16 protein-coding genes are annotated in these 18757 nt (G+C 61.9%); 9 read left to right on the plus strand and 7 right to left on the minus strand.

All coding sequences use genetic code 11. From position 1 onward, the window contains the following. Positions 1-154 precede the first annotated feature (154 nt). The 7 genes from gcvP (at position 155) to KRX12_RS01600 (ending at position 9180) form a co-directional block, all read left to right on the plus strand. Entirely contained in the window at positions 155-3004 is a 2850-nt protein-coding gene (gcvP, locus tag KRX12_RS01570) for an aminomethyl-transferring glycine dehydrogenase (protein ID WP_218365483.1), read from the plus strand. Between the two features lie 15 nt (positions 3005-3019). Next, positions 3020-4132, plus strand: a complete 1113-nt coding sequence (gene gcvT / locus KRX12_RS01575) for a glycine cleavage system aminomethyltransferase GcvT (RefSeq protein WP_218365484.1) — start codon at positions 3020-3022, stop codon at positions 4130-4132. 45 nt (positions 4133-4177) lie between these two features. After that, positions 4178-4564 (plus strand): glycine cleavage system protein GcvH, encoded by a 387-nt coding sequence (gcvH, locus tag KRX12_RS01580; protein WP_218364010.1) that lies wholly within the window; start codon positions 4178-4180, stop codon positions 4562-4564. Between the two features lie 146 nt (positions 4565-4710). After that, positions 4711-5475 (plus strand): lipoyl(octanoyl) transferase LipB, encoded by a 765-nt coding sequence (gene lipB / locus KRX12_RS01585; protein ID WP_218365485.1) that lies wholly within the window; start codon positions 4711-4713, stop codon positions 5473-5475. A gap of 44 nt (positions 5476-5519) precedes the next feature. Continuing rightward, entirely contained in the window at positions 5520-6554 is a 1035-nt protein-coding gene (gene lipA / locus KRX12_RS01590) for a lipoyl synthase (RefSeq protein ID WP_151529229.1), read from the plus strand. Positions 6555-6642: 88 nt separating this feature from the next. Further along, positions 6643-7431, plus strand: coding sequence for a DUF4191 domain-containing protein (locus KRX12_RS01595; RefSeq protein ID WP_151529228.1), 789 nt, complete (start codon positions 6643-6645; stop codon positions 7429-7431). A 144-nt stretch (positions 7432-7575) separates the two neighbouring features. Beyond that, positions 7576-9180: an aspartate:alanine exchanger family transporter gene (locus KRX12_RS01600; protein WP_218364012.1), complete on the plus strand. Its 1605-nt coding sequence runs from the start codon at positions 7576-7578 to the stop codon at positions 9178-9180. 65 nt (positions 9181-9245) lie between these two features. Here KRX12_RS01600 and KRX12_RS01605 read toward each other — a convergent pair whose 3' ends face one another. Next, complete coding sequence (locus tag KRX12_RS01605) at positions 9246-9719, minus strand: RDD family protein (protein ID WP_218365486.1); 474 nt, start codon at positions 9717-9719, stop codon at positions 9246-9248. A gap of 351 nt (positions 9720-10070) precedes the next feature. Between KRX12_RS01605 and glnA the strand changes: the two genes are divergently transcribed. Next, positions 10071-11504 carry a type I glutamate--ammonia ligase gene (gene glnA, locus KRX12_RS01610; protein WP_218364013.1) on the plus strand — a complete coding sequence of 478 codons (1434 nt, stop codon included), beginning with the start codon at positions 10071-10073 and terminating at the stop codon, positions 11502-11504. A gap of 154 nt (positions 11505-11658) precedes the next feature. Here the strand turns inward: glnA and KRX12_RS01615 are convergent, their stop codons facing one another. The 5 genes from KRX12_RS01615 to KRX12_RS01635 all read right to left on the minus strand — a co-directional run bounded on the left by KRX12_RS01615 (position 11659) and on the right by KRX12_RS01635 (position 16193). Continuing rightward, positions 11659-12387, minus strand: a complete 729-nt coding sequence (locus KRX12_RS01615) for a ZinT/AdcA family metal-binding protein (RefSeq protein WP_218365487.1) — start codon at positions 12385-12387, stop codon at positions 11659-11661. A gap of 237 nt (positions 12388-12624) precedes the next feature. Next, a complete protein-coding gene (locus tag KRX12_RS01620) occupies positions 12625-13485 on the minus strand; it encodes a metal ABC transporter permease (protein ID WP_151529223.1) in 861 nt (286 codons plus the stop codon). After that, the gene (locus tag KRX12_RS01625; protein WP_218365488.1) at positions 13478-14155 is read right to left on the minus strand and encodes an ATP-binding cassette domain-containing protein; all 678 of its coding nucleotides are present in this window, start codon (positions 14153-14155) and stop codon (positions 13478-13480) included. Before KRX12_RS01625 ends, KRX12_RS01620 begins: the two co-directional genes overlap by 8 nt. Further along, the gene (locus tag KRX12_RS01630; protein WP_218364019.1) at positions 14152-15471 is read right to left on the minus strand and encodes a metal ABC transporter solute-binding protein, Zn/Mn family; all 1320 of its coding nucleotides are present in this window, start codon (positions 15469-15471) and stop codon (positions 14152-14154) included. The genes KRX12_RS01625 and KRX12_RS01630 overlap by 4 nt, the downstream gene beginning before the upstream one ends. Before the next feature lie 41 nt (positions 15472-15512). Continuing rightward, the gene (locus KRX12_RS01635; protein WP_218365489.1) at positions 15513-16193 is read right to left on the minus strand and encodes a ZinT/AdcA family metal-binding protein; all 681 of its coding nucleotides are present in this window, start codon (positions 16191-16193) and stop codon (positions 15513-15515) included. A 334-nt stretch (positions 16194-16527) separates the two neighbouring features. Here KRX12_RS01635 and KRX12_RS01640 point away from each other — a divergent pair, with 334 nt between their 5' ends. Then, positions 16528-17235 carry a hemolysin III family protein gene (locus tag KRX12_RS01640; protein WP_370625166.1) on the plus strand — a complete coding sequence of 236 codons (708 nt, stop codon included), beginning with the start codon at positions 16528-16530 and terminating at the stop codon, positions 17233-17235. On the opposite strand, the gene KRX12_RS01645 is transcribed toward KRX12_RS01640, so the two are convergent. After that, the gene (locus KRX12_RS01645; protein ID WP_218364023.1) at positions 17232-18722 is read right to left on the minus strand and encodes an MFS transporter; all 1491 of its coding nucleotides are present in this window, start codon (positions 18720-18722) and stop codon (positions 17232-17234) included. The genes KRX12_RS01640 and KRX12_RS01645 overlap by 4 nt on opposite strands. Positions 18723-18757 lie beyond the last annotated feature (35 nt).

Here is an 18757-nt window from a genome sequence, read left to right on the forward strand (position 1 = left end):
CCGCATTCCATCACCGCAGGATGTCTGCAATCCGAGAATGGGGGCCACCACTCTCAATCCCAAACAGTGACCCAGCTCCTATAATGAGGGGGACATTTCTTTTCCTTACTGTCCTTCATCCCCAAGGCACATCAACCCCACGGAAAGGCCCACTTTGTCTTTCAGCGATCGCCATATCGGCCCCGACGCTCATGAAACTTCGATCATGCTGGACACGCTTGGCGTCTCCTCATTGGAGGAACTCATTGAGAAGGCCGTCCCCGCCTCGATTATCAATACCGAGCGGATGAACCTGCCGAGCGAGCAGTCGGAATTTGAGGCGCAGCGCGTGCTCGCCCACGACGCCGAGCAGAACATCCCCCTCAAGTCCTTCTATGGCCAAGGCTTCTCCTCCACCATCACCCCGTCGGTGATCCGCCGGGGTGTTCTTGAGGATGCCGGCTTCTATACCGCCTATACCCCTTATCAGCCGGAGATCTCCCAGGGCCGCCTCGAGGCCCTGCTGAACTTCCAGACCATGATCTCCGAGCTGTGCAACCTGCCCATCGCGAATGCCTCGCTGCTGGATGAGGCCACCGCCGTGGCCGAGGCCATTAGCTTGATGAGCCGCAAGGTGAAGAAGGGCCGCAGCGTGGTGTTGGACAGTCGCCTGCATCCCCAGGTGCTGAGCATCGCCCGCGAGCGTGCCCGCGTTATGGAGCTCGAGGCGCACGTCCAAGACCTGTCCGTGGGGTTGGTCGCCGAGGATCTTGTGGGCACCGTGATTGCCTACACCGGCACCGAGGGCGATGTGCGCGATATTTCTTCGCTTATCGACGCCACCCACGACCGTGGCGGTCTCGCCACCGTGGTAGCAGATCCCATGATGCTGGTCCTGCACACTGCCCCTGGTGATCTCGGCGCGGACGTGTGCGTGGGCACCACCCAGCGTTTCGGTGTGCCGTTGTTCTTCGGCGGGCCCCATGCCGCGTTCATGGCGGTCACTGACTCCTTGAAGCGCCAGATCCCGGGCCGCATCGTGGGCGTGAGTAAGGATCTGGACGGCTTCCCAGCGTATCGCCTGGCCCTGCAGACCCGCGAGCAGCATATTCGCCGCGATCGCGCCACCAGCAATATCTGTACCGCCCAGGCATTACTGGCCGTCATGGCCTCGATGTATGCCGTCTATCACGGCGCGGAGGGGCTGAAGGGCATCGCCCGCGAAATCCACCGCAAGGCCTGCAGCTTTGCCGATGCCATCGAGTCTGCGGACGACGAGCTATCGCTGGTGCACTCCACCTTCTTCGATACCGTCTGCATCTCCACGGGCGGCCGTGCCGACGAGTTCGCCACCACCGCCCTCGAGGAGGGCTATCTCATCCGCGCGGTGGATGAGGACCGCGTGTGTGTGAACTTCGGTGAGGCCACCACCGAGGACGATATGGCGGCCTTGTGCCGTATCTTCGGTATCGCCGACGACACCCTGGAGCAGGAAGCCGAGTCGCGCATCGAGCAGGAGCGCGCCGATGAACCGCTGCGGCATGAGATCTTCTCCCAGATCCACTCCGAAACCCAGATGATGCGCTATATTCGCCGTCTTGGCGACCGCGATCTGGCCCTCGACCGCACCATGATTCCGCTGGGCTCCTGCACCATGAAGCTCAATCCCACCTCTGCGGTCGAGCCGATCACTTGGCCTCATCTGGCAGATGTGCACCCCTTCGCCCCGGAGTCGCACACCAAGGGCTGGCGTCGTATCATCGAGGATCTCGAGACATGGCTGGCGGAAATCACCGGCTATGCCAAAGTGTCGGTGCAGCCCAATGCCGGCTCCCAGGGCGAGCTGGCCGGTTTGCTGGCTATCCGCCGCTACCACGTCTCCCGCGGCGATGATCAGCGCGATGTGTGCATTGTTCCCGCCTCCGCCCACGGCACCAATGCCGCCTCTGCTGCGCTGGCGAACCTGCGTGTGGTCGTGGTGGCTACCGCCGATGATGGCACGGTAGACATCGAGGATCTCAAGGCCAAGCTGGAGGTCCATGCCGGCCATGTCGCCGCCATCATGATCACCTACCCCTCCACTCATGGCGTGTATGAGGAGAATGTGGGCGAGGTGTGCGAGCTGGTGCACGAGGCCGGCGGCCAGGTCTACATCGATGGCGCCAACATGAATGCCCTCGCCGGTATCGCCCGCCCCGGCGCATTCGGCGGCGACGTCTCCCACCTGAATCTGCACAAGACCTTCACCATTCCGCATGGTGGTGGCGGCCCGGGCGTGGGCCCGATCGGCGTGGCCGAGCACCTGGTGCCCTTCCTGCCCACCGATGCCCGCACCGCCAATCCGCATGAGGATGCCCCCGTGGGCGAGGGCGTGCCGATCTCTGCCACCTACTATGGCTCGGCGGGTGTGACCCCCATTTCCTGGATGTACCTGCGGTTGATGAGCAGCGAAGGCCTCTTCGCCGCCTCCGCCCATGCCGTGCTTGCCGCCAACTACATCGTGAAGAAGCTCGAGGGCGCCTATCCGGTGCTCTATACCGGCAAGAATGGTTTGGTTGCGCACGAGTGCATCGTGGATCTGCAGGAGCTAACCAAGCAGTCCGGCGTCACTGCCCTCGACGTGTGCAAGCGCTTGGTGGACTTCGGCTTCCACGCCCCCACCCTCGCTTTCCCTGTGGCCGGCACCCTCATGGTGGAGCCCACCGAGTCCGAGGACCTCGCGGAGCTCGATCGCTTCGTGGAGGCGATGCTCGTAATCCGCGAAGAGATCCAGGAGATCATCGACGGCACGGTCGCCGTGGAGGACTCCGTGATCCGCAAGGCCCCCTTCACCGCGGCCAGCGTCGTCAGTGATGAGTGGAACGAGAAGTTCAGCCGCGAAAAGGCCGCCTTCCCCGTGCCGGGGCTGCGCCGCGATAAGTATTTCCCCGCTGTCCGTCGTATTGATGATGCCTATGGCGATCGCAACCTGGTCTGCTCCTGCCCGCCGCCGGAGGCCTTCGACATCGACTCCGACCACGCTTAACCCGAAAGGCTCACCATGACTGATCTTTTGCACTCCCCGTTGCACGATCTCAACGAGAAGCTCGGCGCCAGCTTCACCGACTTCGGGGGCTGGAATATGCCGCTGAAGTACGGCCGCGAGCTCGAAGAACACCGCGCCGTGCGCGAGCGTGTCGGTGTGTTCGACCTGTCCCATATGGGCGAGCTCTCGGTGCGCGGTAGCGATGCCGCCGCATTCTTGGATTATGTGCTCGTCTCGCAGCTATCCACCTTGCCGGTGGGCAAGGCGAAGTATTCGATGATTGTCAACGCCGAGGGCGGCATCATCGATGATCTCATCAGCTATCGCCTCGCCGAGGACGAGTTCTTGGTGGTGCCCAACGCCGGCAACCAGCCCGCAGTGTGGGCCGCCTTCGAGGACCGCGCCCGCGAGCGCTTCGCCGATGCCGATCTGGTGCTCGAGAACCAGAGCCTGGACACCGCCCTCATCGCCGTCCAGGGCCCGCGCAGCGCCGAGCTGCTCAGCGAACTGGTTCCCGCCGATTCGGCTGACACCCTCAATGGGCTCAGCTACTACTCCGCCGCCCCGCTCGCGGTGGCCGGGGTGGATACCCTCGTGGCCCGTACCGGCTACACCGGCGAGGATGGTTTCGAGGTGTATGTGGACAAGGAGCACGCCCCCGCTGTGTTCTCTGCGGTGGTCGACAAGCTCGAGGCCTATGAGGGTGCCGTCTGTGGCCTTGCCGCTCGGGACTCCCTGCGGCTCGAGGCCGCTATGCCGCTCTATGGCCATGAGTTGAGCGAGGATCTCACCCCCGTAGATGCCGGCTTGCGTGTGCTCGTGGGCAAGAATAAGACGGGCGAGTTCTACGGCGATCAGCTCCGTGAGCTGCCCACCCCGCAGCGCAAGCTCGTGGGGCTGCGGGGCGAGGGGCGTCGCGCCGCCCGTGCCGGCTCCGTGCTGTATGTCGGTGAGGAGCGCGTTGGCGAGATCACCTCCGGCCAGCTCTCCCCCACCCTCGGCCACCCCATCGCTTTGGCCTATGTAGACGCCGATCACGCTGCAGAGGGCACCACCCTCGAGGCGGATGTGCGTGGCAAGCGCCAGCCAATGACCATTGTTGCCCGCCCCTTCTACAAGCGCGGCTAAACTATTTACCATTACGTTCTCCAGCTCGACAGAAAGGACTCACCCATGTCCCAGCTGCCCTCCACTTTCTCCTACTCCGAGGATCACGAGTGGATCGATCGCGCCGCGGATGACGCCGCCGGCACCACCGTCAAAGTTGGTCTGACGTCCATCGCCGCGGATCGTCTCGGCGAGATCGTCTTCGTGGATCTGCCCGCTGTGGGCGATTCCGTGGAGGCCGGCGAGATCTGCGGTGAAGTCGAATCCACCAAGTCCGTCTCGGATATCTACGCCCCGGTCACCGGCACCGTCACCGCCGTCAACGAGGAGCTCGAGGACAACCCGGGCCTGATCAATGACGAGCCCTTCGCGGGCGGTTATCTCTTCGAGGTCGAGGTGCAGGAGGTCGGCGAGCTCATGGATGCCGCCGAGTACGAGGCACAGAACGCCTAACTCGTCTATCAGCCGCTTCACGCTTATTGTGTGGAGCGGCCTTTTCCTGCTTATCGACGCCCACCTCTGCCCCACAACCAGCTGCCGCCCACGGCAGCAAGGCGAGTGAGGTGCACGCCACAGGGCGCGTGTACCCTTGAGTCATTATGACTGCACCGCGCGAGCCTTTTACCCCCGCAAGCCAAGCAATCAGGCATCTCGATACCCCTATTGAGCTGCATCGGCTAGGCACCCGCGACTATGTGGAGATGTGGCACGAGCAGGCGGATCTGGCGGCGGCGCGCGCCCGCGATGAGATCGCTGACCGGGTGCTCATGCTCGAGCACCCCTCTACCTATACGGCGGGTAAGCGCACGCAGGAATCAGATCGCCCGACCAACGGCGTGCCCTGCATTGATGTGGATCGCGGCGGGCGAATCACCTGGCATGGCCCCGGCCAGTTGGTGGGCTATCCCATCATCAAATTGCGGGATCCGGTGGATGTGGTGGACTATGTTCGCCGCGTCGAGGAGGCGCTCATTCAGTTGGTGCGCTCGCTGGGGCTGAGCACGGCTGGGCGGATTGATGGCCGCTCGGGGGTGTGGGTGCCCGCCGATGAGCGCGGCCCAGATCGCAAGGTCGCGGCATTGGGTATTCGCATTACGCGAGGAATAACTATGCATGGTTTTGCGCTGAACTGTGATAACACCTTGGACTATTACGATCACATCGTTCCTTGTGGCATTAGTGACGCTGGGGTCACTACCCTGTCACGGGAGCTGGACACCGATGTGCGGGTGGAGGATGTGATCGAGCCGTGTTACCACTGGCTGGTTGAGGCTTTTGCAGGCCGGCTGGAGGTGGCCGATCACAGCTTTGGCTCCGCCGAGGACCCCTGCTCCCCAGCTGCCATCCGGAAACTATCGCTATAAAACACACGCCTCGCCCACGGTGGGGCCCGTAATTTGAGGACAAAGTGAGCGAAAAGAAGCTACTACGCATCGAGGCGCGGAACGCCGAGACTCCGATCGAGAATAAGCCGCGCTGGATCCGCACCCAGGTCAAAACTGGCCCGGAGTATAAGGACATGAAAAACCGCGTGTCCGGCGCCTCTCTGCACACGGTGTGCCAGGAGGCCGGCTGTCCCAATATTCACGAGTGCTGGGAGGACCGCGAGGCCACCTTCTTGGTTGGCGGCGATCAGTGCACTCGGCGCTGCGATTTCTGTCAGATTGCCACGGGCCGGCCCACCGAGGTCGATCGCGATGAGCCTCGTCGTGTTGCTGAGTCCGTGCAGGAGATGCAGCTGAATTACTCCACGATTACTGGCGTCGCCCGCGATGATCTGCCCGATGGGGCATCGTGGATTTATGCCGAAACCTGCCGCCAGATCCACAAACTCAACCCCAACACGGGTGTGGAACTATTGGTCGACGATTTCCGCGGCAACCCAGACGCGCTGCAGCAGGTCTTCGAGTCCGAGCCGGAGGTCTTCGCGCACAATGTGGAAACGGTGCCGCGCATCTTTAAGAAGATCCGTCCCGCCTTCCGCTATGAACGTTCTTTGGATGTGATCCGCCAGGCTCGTGATTATGGTCTCGTGACCAAGTCCAACTTCATCCTTGGCATGGGCGAAACGGTGGAGGAAGTGCGCGAGGCCATGCAGGATCTGCATGATGCCGGCTGTGAGATCCTCACCATTACGCAGTATCTCCGCCCCGGCCCGCTGTTCCACCCCATCGACCGCTGGGTGAAGCCCGAGGAGTTCGTGGCGCATTCCAAGGCCGCGAAGGAGATCGGATTTAAGGCCGTGATGTCCGGGCCGCTGGTACGCTCTTCCTACCGCGCTGGGCGCCTCTATGCGCGGGCGATGGCCGAGCGCGGCGAGGCCCTGCCGGAGAACCTCGCGCACCTGGGCGAGGATACCGGCACTACCGCCCAAGAGGCCTCCAGCCTCATTCAGCGCTATGGCGCGTCCAAGGACACTCCGGTAACCTCTGCCCGCCGCTAGGGCGGCCCTAAAAGACACACGTGAGGAAAGGGTGACACAGGAAGAGGCAATGCGGGCGTGAGCACGCTGATCGCCTATCCTAAAACACATGGCTGATACGAATAAGAAACAACGGAAACTAGCGGCAAAGCAGGCCGCCAAGGAAGAAAAGGCGCTGAAGAAACAGCAGCGCAAGCAGAGCCGGGCGCAGGTCTGGCAGGCCTTTAAGATGCAGGCGAAGAACGACAAAAAGCTCGTTCCGCTCATGCTTCTCGCCATCATCGGCCTCGGCCTTGTCTTCTTCCTCATCGGTTCGCTCTTTGGTGGCCAGTGGTTCCTGCTGCCGCTGGGCTTGGTGCTGGGCTTCGCTTTGGCGATGTACATCTTCACCAAACGCGTGGAGAACACTGTGTACGATCGCGCCGAGGGCCAGGCCGGCGCCGCCGGCTGGGCGCTCGAGAATCTGCGGAGCGGCCCCGGCGTGGAGTGGCATACCCGCACTGCGGTGGCCACCAACCACCACATGGATGCCGTGCACCGCGTCATCGGCCCCGCCGGTGTGGTGCTCGTTGGTGAGGGCGACATCAAGCGGGTCCGCCCGCTCATGGCGAATTACAAGCGCCGCCTCGTGCGTATCGCCGGGCAGACCCCGATCTATGAGATCTTCGCCGGTGAGGGCGAGGACCAGGTGCGAGTGCGCAACCTGCAAAAGGAAATGATGAAGCTGCCCCGCAACTATAAGAAGAAGGAGCTGGGCGCCCTTTCTGCTCGTTTCGAAGCGATGGACCGCGACCCGCTCCAGGCCGCTGGCATGCCGAAGGGACCTGTGCCCAAGGGCGCATCCATGGCCGGTATGAACCGCCGCGCCCGCCGCGCCGCCCAGCGTCGCTCCAAGTAGGCCGCGCCTAAAAATCAGCCACGAGCACTGCCTCTTACCTCCGCTGCCCCTCGGGCGCGGAGGTTTTTCTCTGCCCTCCCCCAGCCCTGCATAGCACCGGTGGACGTTCTATGTTTTAGAGCGCCGACGTGCAATGATGGATGGGTGAGTATCTTTGCTGAGAACCACCTGCTCGCGCTCACTGTCATCATGGCGGTGGGGCTGATTATCGGCAGGATCAACATCGGGGGATTTCGCCTCGGGGTGGCCGCTGTACTCTTTGTCGGACTGGGCTTCGCCACCGTTGAACCGGGCGTCAAGCTTCCCGAGGTGGTGTACCTGCTGGGATTGGCATTATTCGTCTATACCATCGGGCTCGAGGCAGGGCCGACATTCTTCGCCTCTTTACGTACCCGGGGGCTCAAGCACAACGCGTTTATCCTCGCGGTGCTGTCTCTGGTCACGGCCATATCGTGGGGATTGATCACCCTCACCGGCTTGGGGGTGTCTACCGGTGCCGGCATGTTTACCGGCGCGGTCACCAACACCCCGGCGCTGGCCGCCGTGGTGGATTCACTGGCCGAAATCTCACAACCGGAGCACCTCGATCTGCCCGTGGTGGCCTACTCCCTCGCCTATCCACTGGGTGTGCTCGGCGTGATCATGGTGATCGCCATCTTGGCGAAAGTGCTCAAGATCGATCATGAGCAGGAAGCCATTGACGCCGGCGTGGCGCCCCACGAGCTGGTCTCACAGCGCGTCCTAGTGATCGCGAATGATGTTCCGGCGGTGGACAATATTCCGCTGCTATGGCAGCTGCGCGTCATCATCTCCCGCGTCCAGCACGGGCATCGGGAAGGGCTGGCGGAGTATGGCGATCGGGTGCGCCCCGGCGATATCCTCACACTCGTCGGCGAGCCGACCGAGGTCGAGCGTGCCGTCGAACGCCTCGGAAAACCGCTCGAAGGCGGCCCCTCGCATGATGAAGATCTGGACTTTCGCCGTATCTTCGTCTCCTCGAAGGACGTCGTGGGGGTGCCGCTGTCGAAGCTGGAACCGAAGCTCCAGGGCATGCTGGTGACCCGTGTTCGCCGCGGCGACGCCGACATGGTGGCCACTCCCGATATGATGCTGCAGCTCGGCGACCGCGTCCGCGTGGTGGCCGACCCACAGACGCTGCGCCGCGCGAACCGTATTTTCGGCGACTCCTATGCGCGAGTATCCAATGCCGACATGCTGCCGCTGCTGGCGGGCTTGGCCTTGGGACTGCTCGTTGGACTTATCCCCTTCCCACTGCCCGGTGGTTCTGAGCTCAAACTGGGCAGCGCGGGTGGCCCGCTCCTCGTCGCGCTGATCTTGGGCGCGATTGGCCGCACCGGGCCGGTGGTCTGGCAGATTTCCTATAGCGCGAATAACGTCCTCCGCACCACCGGTATCACGCTCTTTCTCGCGGGAATTGGTACCACGGCGGGGGCAGGCTTTAAAACTGCGCTCAGCGACCCTGCCTCATTGACCATCATCGGCGTGGGTTTCATCATCACCGTTCTGGTCTCTACGATCACGATTCTCGCCGGCTACTTCTGGATGAAGATTCCTTTCGGTCAGGTCGCCGGTATTCTCGCCGGCGTACAAACCCACCCTGCCGTGCTCAGCTACGTCTCTGACCAAACCAAGAATGAACTGCCCGCAATCGGCTACACCACGGTCTATCCCGTTTCCATGGTGGCGAAGATCGTCCTGGCCCAGGTCTTGGTGTTCATGCTGCTCTAGCGAGCGCCGCGACGCACCTCATAGTTCAGGCCCCTGGTACATAACCAGGGGCCTGTGGTGTTCTTTTAGCCGAAGATTACTGCGGTTTTGGTGACACGGTCGTGGATGCCGCGGCCGTCCTCATCCACCATTGCGGCGGGGAAGATCAGTAGGGTGAGAGCAGTGCGGGCGGCGGCCCTCCACAGCCCCACTGTGGTTTCCTCATCAATGCGGGCCACACCAATTCCCAGCAAAGCCTGGCCGGGAGTACGGGCGAGCAGCGTCACGCTGATCGTGCCCAGGATGAAGTAGCACAGATAGGTCAGCGTGGCCGTACCGGTGAAGAAATCAGAGAACTGATCAATGATGATGGCGGTACCCCAACACAGGGTCCAGTCCACCAGGACACCGACGGACCGCCGCATCACCGATGCCAAAGCGCCGGGCCCCGTCTCTGGGAACCCGAGCTTTTCACCAGCCCACTTGGCGGGTCGATCGGCGTTCTCGGCCGAACTAGGAATTGCGGGACCGTCAAGCCAGCTACGCCTCTTTTCTGCCATGATCCCAATGTAATCGGGGACACGAGAGAAATGAAACTATTCGCATTATCCTTTTTCTCATCAACCCCACGGCCGCGGGGCCTCAGCAGCGCTATGACGGCTGGGCGAAACGCCCACCCCCTTTTCGTTCGAGCTATAGATATTCGGGTACTATGGGGTTCCAGCGGCACGCGCCATATCGCAATATAGCCCGCGCCGTTCTCCTCATACCTGACGGTGTTCCTAAGCTGGAGGGCTGCGTCGATAAGCGCGTATAACTCACACGCCATAGCGGCCCCACGGCAGTGATGTAGCACCTACACTGGGGAGGAGATCTCAACCCAATAAAATAGCCCCAAGGAGCTAATACCCGTGGAGTTTGAAACCCCGAGCGACGTAGTCAAATTTATTCAGGACGAAAACGTTGAGTTTGTAGACGTGCGCTTTACCGATGTTCCCGGCACGGAACATCACCTCACTATCCCAGCGTCCATGCTCAATGAGGACGCAATGGAGGAGGGACTGGCGTTCGATGGCTCGTCGATTCGCGGATTCACCACGATCGACCAGTCCGACATGAACCTTCTGCCGGATCTGTCGACCGCCTATATCGATCCCTTCCGCGCTGCGAAGACCCTCAACGTTCGCTTCTTCGTGCACGATCCCTTCACCCGCGAGCCCTTCACCCGCGACCCGCGCAATGTGGCCCGCAAGGCGGAGGAGTATCTAGCCTCGACCGGCATCGCCGATACCTGCTTCGTCGGCGCCGAGGCCGAGTTCTATCTCTTCGACAAGGTGCGCTACGCCTCAGATGTGCAGCGCAGCTTCTACGAGGTGGACTCCGGCGAGGGCTGGTGGAACCGCGACGCCGCAACACAGATCGACGGCAGCCCCAACCTGGGCTATAAGAACCGCCACCAAGGCGGCTACTTCCCCACTGCCCCCTATGACCAGACCATGGATCTGCGTGACGCCATGGCCAAGAACCTGCTGCGCATCGGCTTCGATGTGGAGCGCTTCCACCACGAGGTGGGCAATGGTCAGCAGGAGATCAACTACCGCTTCGACACCCTGCTCCAGAGCGCCGATCTGCTGCAGAGCTTCAAGTACGTGGTGAAAAACACCGCCATCAAGTGGGGCAAGACCGCCACCTTCATGCCGAAGCCGCTGGCGAACTCCGCCGGTAGCGGCATGCACGCGCACCTGTCGCTGTGGAAGGACGGCGAGCCGCTCTTCCACGACGAGTCCGGCTACGCTGGCCTCTCCGATACCGCCCGTTATTTCATCGGCGGCATCCTCGAGCACGCTGGCGCTGTGCTGGCGTTCTCGAACCCGACGCTCAACTCCTACCACCGCCTGGTGAAGGGCTTCGAGGCCCCGATCAACCTCGTGTACTCGCAGCGCAACCGCTCCGCCGCCGTGCGCATCCCGATCACCGGCTCGAACCCGAAGGCCAAGCGCATCGAGTTCCGCGCCCCGGATCCTTCGGCGAACCCCTACTTCGCGTTCTCCGCGATGATGCTCGCCGGCTTGGACGGTGTGAAGAACCGCATCGAGCCGCATGCGCCCGTGGATAAGGACCTCTACGAGCTGCCGCCGGAGGAGGCCGCATCCATTCCGACCGCGCCGACCTCCCTGGAGGAGTCCTTGGCCGCGCTTGAGAAGGACGCCGACTTCCTCACCGAAGGCGATGTGTTCACCGAGGATCTCATCGACACCTACGTCAAGTACAAGTGGGACACCGAGATCACCCCGTCTCGCATGGGCCCGACCCCGCTGGAGTACGAGCTCTACTACGACTGCTAAACGCTGCGCGTAGCTCCACCGTCCGCATCATCCGTTGCGGGCGGTGTTTTTTATGCTTATCGACGCCCACCCGCGCCACCATCACCGTCCAGACAGACGACGACCGCCTTCCCGCAGAGAGCGAAAGAAGGCGGTCGGCTACGGCGCTTCCGGCTTAGTCGTCGTGGTCGTGATCGTCGTGGTCATGGCCATCGTGGTCATGCTCGGCATGATCGTGATCGAAGAGTAGTTCCTCGATGCTGGCCTGATCGGCGGTGGCGGGATCGACGAAGGTGGGCAGTTGCTGGGAGTCCAGCAGCGCGTCCTTGTCCTCGCCAAAGCGGGCGTGGAAGAAGGTGGTGTCATCTTCCTCTTCCTTCTCGCCCAGCAGCAGGAAGGGGTACGGGGCGGAGTCATCCGTGGCCGTGAATACGTACCACGTGAAGTCGTCATCATCGCCGACCTTACGATCCACGGTCTCGAGGAACTCATAGGCGCTTGGGGCGTCGGCGGGGTTGTCCAGGTCCTTATAACTGCCCACGAAGGTCATCTGATCGCCATCGATCACCAGCCCCTCTTTGCCATCGCCATAGGTCTCGAGGATCGTGTTCTTCAGATCATCCCAGTTCTCGGAATGCTCGATCGCGGCCTTGGCGAAGTCGGCGGCCATCTCGGGATCGTTGATATAGCTGCCGAGACTACGGTAGGAGCCATCCCAATCCTGCAGGGCGGCGGCAGCCTCATCGGCCTTATCGGAGACCGCATCGGTGGCCTCAGTGGCCGCCTCGGAGGCGGCGCTGGTGGCATCGGACACGCTATCGGAGACCTCGTCGCTAGAACAGCCGGCCAGGGCTACTGCGCTGGCGGCGCCCAGAGCGATGAGGGTCGTCGGTAGTTTCTTCATAAAATAGATATCCTTCGCTACTGCGACAGTGGTGAACAGCACCCAAGGCTACCTGAGATATATCGACGCCAGTCTCTATGTAGATAACGATCCGTTTACGATTGCCCCAAGTGACCGCGCGCGTCAGGCGCCGGACGATACACAAACACGGGCCCTCGTCGTGGCTGCGGCAGGAAAAGTTCTCTTCCCTGCAGGCCGACGAAGGCCCGTGTGGTGGCTGTACCCAGCGGCCGCCGTTTAGGCGGAGCGGCTGAGCACTGCGGAGGTATCGCTGAGTGCCGACTGCTTACGATCCGGCTTCACGATGGCGCGGTAGCCAACGAAGATCAGGAGGCCGACCACAGCGGTGACGACGATCGCACCACCGGGGCGCAGATCGAAGGTGTAGCTGAGGGTCATGCCGAGCATGGTGTAGATGATGCCCAGCACGATCGAGAGCAGATAGGCCTGCTTGTAGCTGCGGGCCACGATGAGTGCGGTGGCCACTGGCAGCACCATGAGAGAGACCACGAGCAGCGCACCGATTACCTTGGCAGCCAATGCCACAGTGACTGCGGCGAGCGCGGTGAACACGGTGTTCACCAACTGCACCTTGGTGCCGGAGATACGAGCCAGCAAAGGATCGACGACCATATCTTGCAGGCTGCCGTAGAACACCACGCTGGCGGCGACCACGAGCACAAACACGATGGAGGTGGCCCACACGTCGAATTGGGTGACGGCGGTAATCGAGCCGAAGAGATAGGACTCGAAGCTACGGCCACTCGGCGCCAAGTCGGCGAGGATCACGGCCACACCAAGACCGGCACTGAGGGTCACGGCCGTGGCCATGTCGCCGTACTGCGGGAACTTCTTACGCATCAGCTCGATGCCGAAGGCGCCGATCACGGCGACCACAATAGCGCCGACGACGGGGCTGAAGCCCGCGATCAGGCCGAGGGCCACGCCGGCAAGCGAGGTGTGGGAGAGCGCATCGCCCATCATCGCGGTGCGACGTGCCACCATCACGATGCCGATCAGGGGAATGGATATCGAGAGCAGCAGGCCCACCAGCAGGGTGCGGCGGACGAACTCGAATTCGAAGAAAAGCTCAAGCATCGATCAACTGTCCTTCCTCGATGCGCTGGATGCGATCAATGGTGACATGGCGGCGGATTTCGTCGAGATCGTGCGTAACCATGAGCACGGTGAGGCCATGCTCCTTACGCAGCTGCTCAATGAGAGTGAGGAACTCGACACGAGAGCCGGCATCGACACCGGAGATCGGCTCATCCAGGATGAGTAGATCGGGTTGGGTAATGAGCGCGCGGGAGATAAGCACCCGCTGCTGCAAACCACCGGACAGCTCTGAGAAAGGTACATCGACGATCTTCTCCAGCCCCATGGAGCGGAGAGTCTCCTCTGCCTTGTCCCGTTGCTTCTTCCGAGCGAAGGTGAACATGCCCATCTCCCGAGTCAGGCCTTGGGCTACCAACTCGCGGGAGGTGATGGGAAAGGAGATCTTCTCGGTGGTGGTGGCCTGCGGCACATAGCCGACGCGGTGTAGCTGATCCCCCTTCGACGAGGGCGATCCGAACAACGTCGAGGTGCCCTGGGTGGGCTTATAGGCACCGATGAAGATCTTCAGGGCGGTGGACTTGCCGCAGCCGTTCTCGCCGGTGAGACACACAGCCTCGCCGTTATTGAGGGTGAAGTTCACCCCTTTGAGGACGGGAAAACGGCCGAAAGAAAAGTGCAGGTCCTTGGTTTCGATAACTGCGGTGCTCACTGCTTTTCCCCCAATGATTCGTAGAGGTTTTCTAGGTTCATGCGCATATATCCCGTGTAGCCTTTGTCGCCTCCGCCGTACTCCATGGAGTTCAGCGGCAGCGCCCGACCATCGACTTCTTCGGCCACCACATTTGCGGTCTTGGGATCGGTGCCGTCTTCGTAATACACAACGTCGATGTCTTGCGCACGGGCGAAGCGAATGGAATCGGTGAGCACGCGCAGGCTCGGAGCCGAGTTCGTCGTCAGCCCCTGCAGCGGATGCTGGGTGAGCTGATAGTCACGTGCGAGGTACGCGAAAGCATTGTGGGCGGTCACGAAATCGCGGCGCGGGGCGTCGAGCAGCTTCTCCTTGAACTGTGCCTCCATGGTGGTGAGTTCACGCACCAGGTTGGACTTGTTCTTCTCGATCTCTTTTTCGTGATCGGGGATCAGCTTGCCCAGTTCCACGTTGATGGCATTCGCGTAGCGCTTGGCGTTGACCACCGACAGCCAGGAGTGCGGATCGAAGCTCACGGTATCCGTTTCGGAGGAACCGCCGTCGACCACATTGCTCAGCTCCAGTTCATTGCCGTCGCCGTCCACGAAGCTGTACTCCAGCAGGGACTCGGACACGCGATCAGAGACGAACACCCACTCCCCCGAGTCGGGGAATTTGAAGGTCACTTCGCCAGATTGGTGTCCCATCTGAATGTCATACACCTGGCCAGGGATGACGTCGGTGGCGGCTCGCTGCTGGAGCTGTGCGCCCTTATCGTTCATCACCTCGCGGCCCTTGTCGATGTAGTCCTGCTCGCTCAGCCCTTCCTCGAAGGGGAAGAAGGCGCCACGCAGCGAGCGCTCGTGGGTATGGCCAAAGAGCATCGTGTAGTTCGTCGAACTATCGATGGTGCCGTGCCCCATGTACTGGAACTCGCCGAGAGCGGCTGCTCCCTTGTAGTTAATGAGGTCCACGTAGTCAGAAAGCTGCAATACCGGCAGGTTGGGTAGAATGTCGCGAATTTGCGGTAACCACGGCTCCATATTGGCGCCGTTGACTACGAGCATGTCGGCCTCAGAGAGGGCCTTGATATTTTTCGGTGTGGGCTCCCAGAGATGCGGGTCTTGGCCTTCGGGCAAGAAGCTACGTACCTCGGCGTGCTCGCCGGCAATATCGGACACGAGGCTGTAGATCGGATAAAACGACGCATAAATCAGCGGAGCATCGCCTGAAGGGCCTGAAGACGACTCATCGCCCCCGCCGTTCGTTGCGCTAGGTGAAACCGCGCAACCAGCGAGAGCGACGAGCAAACTGAGGAGCAGAAGGATTTTTTTCATCACTTCAGTGCGTGCCTATGCGGCACAACCTCCATCAATTTTTAGTGAGCGTGCTCCAGAAGTTCTTCCTGGATCTGGGCCTGGGTGGCGCTGTCCGGGTTCAGGAAGGTCGGGAAGTTCTCGGCCTCGAGGAGGGCATCCTTGTCATCGCCGAAACGAGCGTGGAAGTGCTCGAGGGTCTCCTCGCCGTGCTTCGGCATGAGCAGAACGTACTTGTTCTCGGTGTCACCCTTGGCCTCGAAGACGTACCAGGTGAAGTCCTTGCCGTTGTGGCTCTTCTCTACGGACTCAACGAACTCGTACTCAACGGGCTCCTCGGAGGGGTTCTCCAGCTCGTCCGCGGTCTTGACGAAGGTCATGGAGTCGCCATCGACAACCAGACCGGCGTAGGGCACACCGTAGGACCCCTGCAGCTCCTTCTTGAGCTCGTCGATGCTCTCGCCGTGCTCTTCAGCAGCCTTGGTGAAGCCTTCCTCCATCTCGGGGTCATCGATGTAGCTACCGAGGCTGCGGTAGGTGCCATCCCAGTCCGCGAGGGTGGCCTTGGTGGCCTCGGTGGCCTCGGAAGCGGCCTCGGAGGCGGTCTCGCTAGCCTCGGAAGCGGCGGAGGTAGCAGATTCGGTTGCCGAAGAAACAGTGTCCTTGGCTTCCTCGCTGGAGCAGCCAGCGAGCGCCAGGGAACCGGCGGCGGCGATTGCGAGGATGGAGCGGGAAAGCTTCATGAGAGCCCTTTCCTTTTGTGCACAGTTACGGTTTACATCGGGCCGCCATTCAAAAAATTTATCTTTTTGGACGCGGCTCGAGACAGGGTTCAGTTGATTGAACCAAGCTGAGCTTAGGCTAAAACGATGTGGAGAAGAGTGTCAATAGATTACCCCCTAGTGGGGCGATACCCCGCCTATCCTCGAACTTTATTCGTGATCTAGCTCGCCTTGCCGGTGAATTCACCCGAGCTTAAGCTGTGAACGTCCACCCACCGCGGCGGGTAGGAAGAATGGCTAGGCATACACGATCTATTACGGCCTTCGGCACACCACATAAGAGAAAGGCATCCCCGTGGAACCCTCCACAATAACGGTCCACAGCACTCGTGCTTATCGCGGCGAGCGACCGCGGGGGCGCGGCTGGGTACACGCCGTGGCCACCGTGCTGGGAATCATTGCCGCCAGTGTGTTGGCTACCTATAGCTGGATCATGCTCACCCCAGCCCAGGCGAGCGGCGTGATGATTTATGGGGCGGGCATGGTGGCCCTGTTTAGCGTCTCGGCGACCTACCATCTTGGGCCGTGGCGCCGCCCCAGCACCGTGATGTGGTGGCGTCGTGCCGATCATTCCACCATCGCCGTCTTTATCGCCGCCACCTACACCCCCATGCTGCTATTGAGCGTCGACTCCCCCCTCGCTGAGTGGATGCTCGTGGCCGCATGGGGCGGCGCCGCCGCCGCGGTGGCGCTGAATATGTTGTGGATCAACCATCCCCGCTGGCTGGATGTAGCGGTATATCTCGTCTTGGGCTGGCTCGTGGTGCCTATCCTCCCGCAACTTCTTGCGGGCACGGGATGGACTGTGGTGTGGCTCCTTGCCGCCGGTGGCGTGATCTATTCTGCGGGGGCTGTTATCTATGGGCTCAAGCGCCCGGGCCGTACTGCCCGCTATATCGGCTATCACGAGTATTTTCACGCCACCACTGTGGTGGCCGCCGGGCTGCACTATGCGGCGGTGTGGCTGGTGGTCATGAACCACGCTGCCGCACTATGCGCTTAACGCTGTGGGCGCAGGGTGAAAAATGCCATGGTCGCGGTGGCGCCCATGAGCACGACGGCGATCGCGGAAGTCACCACCACACCGGAATCGAAGGCGGCCCGCGCCGAGGCGGCGAGCGCCTCGCCCGCCTCGCCACCGATAGACTCCGCGGTGGCAATAGCGCCGCCGAGGGTATCGCGGGCGGTGGCCGCGGCGGCACCGGAGATCGCGTCGGGCACATCCACATTGCTGCGATAGACGGCATTAACCACCGAGCCGAGCACCGCAGTACCAAGCACGGCCCCCACCTCATAGGCGGTTTCCGAGATCGCAGACGCCGCCCCGGACTTCTCCGGGGGCACAGCGGAGAGGATGAGGTCATTAGAAATGGTCTCCGCCACGCCCACGCCAATGCCGATCACCATGAAGGCGAGCACAAGACCTAAGTCGGAGTGGGAGCGGCCCGAGAACAGCACCATGAGATAGCCGGCCGCATTCATCAGCAGCCCGAAGGTCACCAGCAGGTGCGCGTCGATACGCATCGCGGCCCTCACCACCAGCAGGCCGGCGATGATCGTGGCGATCATTCCCGGCACGAGCAAGAGCCCGGCGACCATGGGGCTGTGCCCGCTCACCAACTGGAAGTGCTGGGAGATAAAGTACAGCAACCCCACCAGCGACAGAATGGCAAAGAGATTAGCCAGCACGGCGCCGGTGAATTGACCCAGCCCAAATAGCCGCATGTCCAGCATCGGATTGGAGCTGCCCAGCTGTCGGCGCACGAAGAGCACCCCGCAGAGCAGGCCGAGGGCGGCGAAGAGGATCGGCTGCCAGCTGAAGCCGGAGGCGCCGATGCTTTTGATCGCCAGCACGATCGGACCCATGGTGAAAAAGGCCAGCACAATAGAGAGAAGGTCCAGCGCCCCGGGATGCGGGTTGCGGGATTCCGGAATCCACAGCGGCCCCAGCACGATCAGCGGCACCAGCACTGGGATGGCCATCAAGAAGACAGAGCCCCAATAGAAGTGCTCGAGCAGCACGCCACCCACCACGGGGCCGATGGCGGCGCCGCCGGAGAATCCCGCGGCCCAAATCGCAATGGCGAGGCGACGCTCCGTGGGATCACTAAAGATATTACGAATCAAGGAGAGCGTGGCCGGCATGATCATCGCGCCGAATAGTCCCATGCCCGCGCGGGCCGCCACCAAGAGGGCGGCGCTCGGGGCGAGGGCGGCGACCACGGAGATCACTGCGAAGCCGGAGCAGCCGATCAACAGCATCAGGCGCCGACCGACGCGATCGCCGATACTGCCCATGGGAATGAGCAGTCCCGCCAATACCAGCGGGTAGATATCCACCAACCACAGCAGCTGGGTGCCGGTAGGCGTCAGCTGCTCGGAAATATTTGGCAGGGCGAAGCTGAGGACCGTGTTATCGATGGAGACGAGCAGCACTGGCAGCATGAGAACCGCCAGCGCCTTCCACCTATCTCTCTGTTCTGGAGTCATAGCGCTACACAATCTAACAGACCCAGACTAAACCG

The organism is Corynebacterium sp. TAE3-ERU2 (assembly GCF_019209955.1).
Taxonomy (GTDB): domain Bacteria; phylum Actinomycetota; class Actinomycetes; order Mycobacteriales; family Mycobacteriaceae; genus Corynebacterium; species Corynebacterium megadyptis.